General features: G+C 45.9%; 8 protein-coding genes and 1 tRNA gene. 7 read left to right on the top strand and 2 right to left on the bottom strand.

Annotated elements, in window-relative coordinates; translation table 11 throughout:
• Positions 1 to 228: 228 nt before the first annotated feature.
• Complete coding sequence (gene glmS / locus IM500_RS03575; protein WP_287730154.1) at positions 229 to 2130, bottom strand: glutamine--fructose-6-phosphate transaminase (isomerizing); 1902 nt, start codon at positions 2128 to 2130, stop codon at positions 229 to 231.
• Between the two features lie 420 nt (positions 2131 to 2550).
• Between glmS and IM500_RS03570 the strand changes: the two genes are divergently transcribed.
• The 6 genes from IM500_RS03570 (at position 2551) to IM500_RS03545 (ending at position 5731) form a co-directional block, all read left to right on the top strand.
• Positions 2551 to 2622, top strand: a tRNA-Thr gene (locus tag IM500_RS03570).
• Between the two features lie 384 nt (positions 2623 to 3006).
• Positions 3007 to 3360, top strand: a complete 354-nt coding sequence (locus tag IM500_RS03565) for a metal-sensing transcriptional repressor (RefSeq protein WP_002781887.1) — start codon at positions 3007 to 3009, stop codon at positions 3358 to 3360.
• Between the two features lie 66 nt (positions 3361 to 3426).
• A complete protein-coding gene (gene rpsU, locus IM500_RS03560; protein ID WP_002738938.1) occupies positions 3427 to 3609 on the top strand; it encodes a 30S ribosomal protein S21 in 183 nt (60 codons plus the stop codon).
• A 223-nt stretch (positions 3610 to 3832) separates the two neighbouring features.
• On the top strand, positions 3833 to 4486 hold the full coding sequence (gene upp / locus IM500_RS03555; protein ID WP_002798883.1) for a uracil phosphoribosyltransferase: 654 nt from the start codon (positions 3833 to 3835) through the stop codon (positions 4484 to 4486).
• A 14-nt stretch (positions 4487 to 4500) separates the two neighbouring features.
• Entirely contained in the window at positions 4501 to 4788 is a 288-nt protein-coding gene (locus IM500_RS03550; protein ID WP_190718274.1) for a ssl2009 family thylakoid membrane protein, read from the top strand.
• A gap of 193 nt (positions 4789 to 4981) precedes the next feature.
• On the top strand, positions 4982 to 5731 hold the full coding sequence (locus tag IM500_RS03545; RefSeq protein ID WP_147073925.1) for a Uma2 family endonuclease: 750 nt from the start codon (positions 4982 to 4984) through the stop codon (positions 5729 to 5731).
• A 231-nt stretch (positions 5732 to 5962) separates the two neighbouring features.
• On the opposite strand, the gene IM500_RS03540 is transcribed toward IM500_RS03545, so the two are convergent.
• On the bottom strand, positions 5963 to 6817 hold the full coding sequence (locus tag IM500_RS03540) for a PEP-CTERM sorting domain-containing protein (RefSeq protein ID WP_287737717.1): 855 nt from the start codon (positions 6815 to 6817) through the stop codon (positions 5963 to 5965).
• A gap of 90 nt (positions 6818 to 6907) precedes the next feature.
• On the opposite strand from IM500_RS03540, the gene IM500_RS24415 reads away from it, so the two are divergent.
• Positions 6908 to 6955: helix-turn-helix domain-containing protein (locus IM500_RS24415; protein WP_223212979.1), on the top strand; the 48-nt coding region annotated here is incomplete at its 3' end.

Genomic DNA, 6955 nt, shown 5'->3' with positions numbered 1-6955 from the left:
TAGGGCATACCGGAACCTTTGGGCTCGATCCAATAAACGCTTGGGGAGAGAATACCTCTACTTTTTCAGAAGCAATTCTGTCTAAGCAAGTAATCTCTGTGAACCAAGAATCCCCGTCTCTTTAGAGCGGGGAGTGTCAACGAAGGGATGAAACCTGAACAACATAGAACAGCAAAGCACAACGATCAGATAGCTCCGCTTGATCGGATAGTTTCAACCTGATGAACTTTACTCCACTGTGACACTTTTGGCTAAATTGCGCGGCTGATCCACGTCTAAACCGCGACGGGCTGCGATATGATAGGAGAGCAATTGTAGGGGAATTACTGTTAGAATTGGCGATAATAGTTCTTCAATTTCCGGCACATACAACAAATCATTAAAGACTTTTGGCGCTTCCGTATCGCTGTCGGCAACTACTCCCAATAATCGCGCATCCCTTGCCTTTGCTTCCTGTGCATTGGAGAGAACCTTATCATAAACTATCCCCGGCATAGCAATCGCTACTACGGGAACTTTTGCATCTAAAAGCGCGATTGGTCCGTGTTTCATTTCTCCGGCTGGATAGCCTTCCGCATGAATATAACTGATTTCTTTGAGTTTTAAGGCCCCTTCTAAGGCAATGGGGAAATTAATCCCCCGTCCCAAGAAAATAAAGTCTTGGGTGTCATTAAATTCATGGGCTAATTCTTCGATCGCTTTTTCCTGTGTTTCTAAGACAGTTTCGATCGACCTTGGCAGCGATCGCATTCCATTAATAATTTCCTCGATTCTCTCTAAAGACAAAGTTTGACGACGATAGGATAAATCCAAAGCTAAGAGATAAAAACCCAATAATTGTGCCGTAAAACTCTTAGTTGCCGCCACCCCGATCTCGATTCCTGCTTGGGTATTAATAATCTGATCGACCATTTGTGCTAGGGTACTTTCGGGGCGATTAGTAATACCGATAATCCGGGCCTGATATTTTTTTTCTAATCCTAAACGACGCTGTTTTTCCGTTTCCAAAGCCGCTAAAGTGTCGGCTGTTTCCCCCGATTGCGTCACCCCGATAGTTAAAGTATTGGGCATCAGGGGGGTGGGTGCATAGCGAAATTCCGAGGCGTACTGTACCCTGGTGGGAATACCTGCCAACTGCTCGATCAAGTATTTACCGACTAAACTAGAGTGCCAACTGGTTCCACAGGCTAAAATCTGAATATGTTCTAAATTATCGTAAATTTCTTCAGAAAAATTAATATTTATCGGGTTGACATTATCCTCATTTTGTGCTGTCCAATGGGGATGCAGATAGGTCCCTAAACAGTCGCGCACCACTCCGGGTTGTTCGTAGATTTCCTTGAGCATGAAGTGACGATAACCCTGTTTTTCTACGGTCGTCGGACTCCAATCGAGGACTCTGGGGCTTTTACGGACTCTTTTGCCCTCAAAATTATAAATTTCTACTCCCAAGGGTGTTAACCGAGCGATTTCGCCATTATCCAGGGACAGCACTGCCCGGGTATGGGGAACCAAAGCACTGACATCGGAGGCACAGAAAAACTCCCCCTGACCAAAACCGATGATTAAAGGGGCGTGTTGCCGCACGACAATCAATTCATCGGGATAATCGGGACTAATCACCCCTAGGGCAAAAGCACCCTCTAAACGTTCAATTGCCCTTAAAACTGCCTTGAGGAAAGGACTCACCCCCAAGTATTCTTCATCGGTAGGTTTGGGTAGATAACTGGCGATTAGATGGGGAATAACTTCTGTGTCGGTTTCTGAGTCAAATATGCAGCCTTTTTCCTTTAATTCTGTTCTTAATACCTGAAAATTTTCGACAATGCCATTCTGTACCACTGCCACCCGTTGACTATTATCGGTGTGGGGATGGGCATTACTTTCTACGGGTTTGCCGTGGGTTGCCCAACGGGTGTGACCGATGCCAATTTGGGAGGGATTAACTTCCTGTTCTAATTTTTCCCGCAGATTGTAGAGTTTTCCCTGGGCGCGGACTCGATGTAATTCACCTTCGAGAATTGTGGCAATTCCTGCCGAATCATAACCCCGATATTCTAAACGTTCCAAACCAGCTAGGAGAATATCGATCGCTGTTTGGGTTCCGATATAGCCAACAATTCCGCACATTCTTTCCCTGACCCCATTTAGGCTAAGTCCGATCTATTCTATCGCAAGCGTGACACTTGTTTGCTTAGAGGCTAAAGACGCACTGACAAGGGCAAAGTTTCCTCTAATGGGACTCATACTGACTAATCCTACGTTAATTGTCAACGCCTGCCTCTGATCTGTAAGTAGATTGAAGGCCTAACGGCGAGCGTCACCGGCGGCAGTAGCTTTGGGTAATTATCAACGTCTAGTATAAGGTCGGGTGCAGTGATACGTTAGGCTTAAGCGATTAAAGGTAGCAAAAAAAAGAATTAGATTCGGATTTCCCTCCTTGTCCTCCTTGTCTTGTCTTCACAGGTTTGTAAAATACCTACACCTGTGAGCCCCGGGAAAAAATTTTTCAGCAAGCCCTATTTGTGTTATAATTAGTTGGTCAAAAATGCTGGTGTAGCTCAGTGGTAGAGCAGCTGATTTGTAATCAGCCGGTCGCGGGTTCAAATCCCATCACCAGCTTCAATCTCTCACTCCTAATGGGACTTTTAAAAACCCACTCCCCACTCCCTGCTCCCTGCTCCCCTATACTTTCTAAACAGGATTTAGTATCAGTAGTCAGTAGTCAGGAGAATTAAGAATGAATAATAGTCGATTAAATGGTGTATTTACAGATTTTATGCCATTTAATCCTTATTTTTGCCGTTTTTGAACCCTGAAAAATTAATTATGCAAGAGCGTCTAATTTGTGGATTTCATCCCTCCGGTTGGAATCAAGAGGAAAATTGCCCCGATTGGCAAACCGAAGACCCCTGAACGGGAATTTAAACCAGACAAAACCATACTAAGGACTGGGGTTCGCAACTGTGGCACACTAGAGAGTAGAACTGAATTGAAGGTAAGCCCTTGACTAATCAAATTACCCCTTTCGACCCCCTTCACAACCACGACGAGACGGGACATGACCACGAGTCAAAAGGGACTCCCCACGTCCATAGCGAAGCTTCCCTGAAGCAAATTATTAACCGTCTCTCGCGCATCGAAGGACATATTCGCGGCATCAAGACGATGGTATCGGAAAATCGTCCCTGTCCCGAAGTTTTGATGCAAATTGCCGCTATTCGCGGGGCGATTGATCGCGTCGCCAGAATGATCCTCGACGAACATCTGAGCGAATGTATTGCCCGGGCTGCCCAGGAAGGTAGTATCGAGACAGAAATTGAAGAATTAAAGGCCGCCTTGGATCGCTTTTTACCCTAGATTGTGCTATAATGAGAAGTTGGCATTTTTTAGGCAGAGAGCGATTACAGGAGGTGAATTAGGTTAATGACCCAAGTGGTAGTTGGTCAGAACGAGGCGATCGAATCAGCCCTGCGTCGTTTTAAGCGACAGGTAGCGAAAGCGGGAATTTATGCGGATATCAAAAAGCATCAATTTTTTGAAACCCCTCAAGAAAAGAGAAAGCGTAAAGCAGTAGCCCGGAGACGACAAAGAACCCGTCGTCGTTAAAACTCCCCAAGTCAGAAGCCGCTCGCAAGCTTCTGGCTTGCTTTTATTTTAACCTAGTGGTGGGGGTTGGGTTTTAGGGGTGTGGGAAGTGGGGTGTGGGGTTGGGGGATGGGGAGATAGGGAGAAAAAAGCTGATTACTGATTACTGATCACTGATCACTGACTCCTGAAGGCTTTTTCGCTTAAGATAAAGTTTAGCCCTCGATCGAGTTCTAGTGTTTTCATGGTTTTACAACTGCGGGTCTACGTTCCCGAACATCCTCTGGTTAAGCATTGGTTGGCGATCGCCCGTGATCAAAATACCCCCTCGGTACTGTTTAAAACAGCGATGACGGAACTAGGGCGCTGGTTAACCTACGAAGCGGCGCGGCAATGGTTGCCGACGCTGGAAACTAGCGTTAAAACCCCTCTAGCGGAATGTGCCGCTACTTTTATCGATCCTAGCGTACCGATCGCCGTAGTTCCGATTTTAAGGGCAGGATTAGCCCTGTTGGAAGGGGCCCAAAGCCTTTTACCCCTAGCTAGTACCTATCACCTCGGTTTGGCCAGAAATGAGGAAACCCTGGAGGTGAGTTGTTATTTAAATAAATTACCGGCCAGTTTTGATCCAGCCACGAGAGTCTTAATTCTCGAACCGATGTTAGCCACGGGGGGATCAATTTCAATGGCAATGGCAGAAATTACCGGCAGAGGCGTTGATCCTACCCTGATTCGCCTGATTTCCGTGGTGGCTGCCCCGCCGGCTTTACAGAAATTGAGTCAAAATTATCCCAGCTTGAACATCTATACGGCTATTATCGATGAAGGATTAAATAGCGGCGGTTACATCGTGCCGGGATTGGGCGATGCCGGCGATCGAGCTTTTGGAACCTATTAGGAGAAAAAGGGATTATGAGTCAGCGAGATGGGTTTACGGGCGGTTTTTTAGCCGGTGCGATTGTCGGTGGTTTAGTGGGCGGTGTTTTGGGGACAGTGTTGGCTAATCGCAGCCGTCGCGGTTTAGCAGATGGTGATAATCAAGCTTTTTTGGAGGAGAGCCGCAATGGGCGCTTGACTCCAGAGGAAGGCATGGAAATGGCCCGCCGCAGTTTGGAAGATAAAATTGCCCAGTTAAATCTAGCGATCGATGATGTGCGTCAACAGTTAGGATCGGTACAAGAAAACGGCAGCGATCATTAAAATGGGGCTGGCTGAATAAATCTAAAAACCTTGTTGGATAATATCTTAAGAATAATGTGTTGACAATTAGGCAGAGCCTTGCAACCAGGAAAAACAATCATCGCTTAGACTTGATCGCACAAAAACAACGAAATCTAAAACCGTAATTTTCCGTTAGAATTAGCAGTAATCAAACACCACGCTTGCGGGAGCTATGGTTAACCTCACCTATAACAAAAATCGCCCTCTTCCCAGCGCCGAAGAATTGCCCTCTTCCGACGAAACTCCAGTGGATAATCAGTTACAGAATGATCTTCCCAATCTGCTGCTAAGTTTATTAGCCTTAATTTGGTCTGGTCGAGATGATTGGTATTTTGGGGTAGATATGGCTGTTTATTATAATCCAGACGAATCAGCTTTTGTCCCCGATGGTTTCTTAGCGGTTGGAGTCAACCATGATACGGGAGAAAGAGGTCGGTTAAGCTATATTTTGTGGGGAGAAAAGTATATCTTGCCGATTTTGTTTTTAGAGGTAATTTCCGAGAAGTATAATAGTGAGTATGAGGAAAAATTCTTAAATTACCAAACCCTGGGGATTCTGTATTATGCAATATACAATCCTTTGAGTGGCAGAAGGGGAAGATTTAAAAACCGACAAAGATTAGAGGTATATAAATTAATCTCAGGCAAATATGAACTTCTAGAAAGTGAGAATAATCGAGTTTGGTTGCCTGAAATTGGCTTGGCGCTGGGTTATGAAAAAGGAGAACATATTGCTTGGTATCGGGAATGGTTATACTGGTATGACCAGTCAGGAAATCGCTATCTAACGGCTGAGGAAAGAGCGATGAACGCAGAGGCGATCGCTGCTCAAGAACGGCTGGCTAAACAAGAGGCGGAACAAAAAGCCATCCGGTTGGCTGAAAGGCTCAGAGCGCTTGGAATTAACCCCGATGAAATGTAGGGTCTGAATTCTCCAAGGTATAAGCGCCAGTGCTTCCCTAATTTCCCTGGCCGTGCCTTGGATTACTGTTGCTTGTGTAGTCTTGATTTTTGATCATTCTAGGGCGAATCCTAGCATAATTCACGACTGAGATGCTACCCATCGAAAAACCAAAAAAACAAAACCCCCTCCACTGACTGAATGAAGGGGTGTTTGTGATATTTTGTGGCCAATTTAGCCGACTTTTGTGGTTTACTTCTCGGCTGATTTGGATGATTTTAGTTTGCGTTTGAGGGTTGAAGCTGCGCCAAGAGTGCCGATAGCAAACAGTCCAAGAAGAGAATTGGGTTCGGGAACAGAAACTTGTTTGGTGACGAAGTTCAGGGAATTGGCCATTAACAGTGCGCCATCGGTACTACTGACCCAGAAATCTGATCGAGCATCGCTTGATGGGGGATAAAAATTCAACCCAGCTATTTTGCCCGCAAATGTGGAGGTATTGACGGCGATTAGCGGTGCACCATTACTCCAGTCAGCCACTGCTACCGCACCGGGGTTGAGAGATCCCACTGTATTGTAGTAACTCAATGACCCGCCATTGAAGCTGGTAACGCCTGCGAGGATCGGGTTCGATGGATCGTAAATTGTTCCTAATGTTAGATTTCCGGGGGAGCTTTGTCCTCCTGGTTGCCAAACATCGTAGTTTTGCGCCCTCCACCGACCACCAATGTCTATGAAAGTGCTCCAGAACGAAAAAGTCGCTTGGACTACTCCACCACCCGCATCGACGTAATCTGCCAATACGTTACCGAAAGTGGTTGGATCGGCAAAACCGAAATCAGAAAAGAATAGTACGGCATCATAAGCCTGTAATTGCGCGAGAGTTGGGGTAGAAGAGCCGACATTCAGTATATCTACGCTCCCAGAAATCAGGCCAGTTCCAGCAATTTTTGCTTGAACGTCGTTGAGCCAACTCGCACTGTTGGGAGCTCCGGCAATCAGAACGCTGGCCAAGGCGTGGCTAGTAGTGCCGAAGAAAACGGTTGATGCCACAATACCAACTGAGAGAGATTTTTGACTCAGCGCCGCTAAAATTGGATTTTTCATCGAAAATTTGGGTCTGAAACCCCGCCGTTTTACGACGGCTTTACTGTTAAATATTAGCACATTTACGAAATATATGCTAAAATGTGAGGTATGGAAAAAGCCTATTCGTTTCGATTTTACCCCACACCCGAACAAGAG

Origin of the sequence: Microcystis sp. M179S2 (assembly GCF_020245805.1) — a bacterium.
GTDB classification, from domain to species: Bacteria; Cyanobacteriota; Cyanobacteriia; order Cyanobacteriales; family Microcystaceae; genus Microcystis; species Microcystis aeruginosa.
The sequence above is the reverse complement of the archived record's forward strand: the minus strand, read 5'-3'. Positions and strand labels throughout refer to the sequence as shown.

Bases quoted from the DNA above. Each gene is read 5' to 3' on its own strand.
- glmS (WP_287730154.1), bottom strand. From the start codon at position 2,130: ATGTGCGGAATTGTTGGCTATATCGGAACCCAAACAGCGATCGATATT.
- rpsU (WP_002738938.1), top strand. From the start codon at position 3,427: ATGACCCAAGTGGTAGTTGGTCAGAACGAGGCGATCGAATCAGCCCTG.
- upp (WP_002798883.1), top strand. From the start codon at position 3,833: ATGGTTTTACAACTGCGGGTCTACGTTCCCGAACATCCTCTGGTTAAG.
- IM500_RS03550 (WP_190718274.1), top strand. From the start codon at position 4,501: ATGAGTCAGCGAGATGGGTTTACGGGCGGTTTTTTAGCCGGTGCGATT.
- IM500_RS03545 (WP_147073925.1), top strand. From the start codon at position 4,982: ATGGTTAACCTCACCTATAACAAAAATCGCCCTCTTCCCAGCGCCGAA.
- IM500_RS03540 (WP_287737717.1), bottom strand. From the start codon at position 6,817: ATGAAAAATCCAATTTTAGCGGCGCTGAGTCAAAAATCTCTCTCAGTT.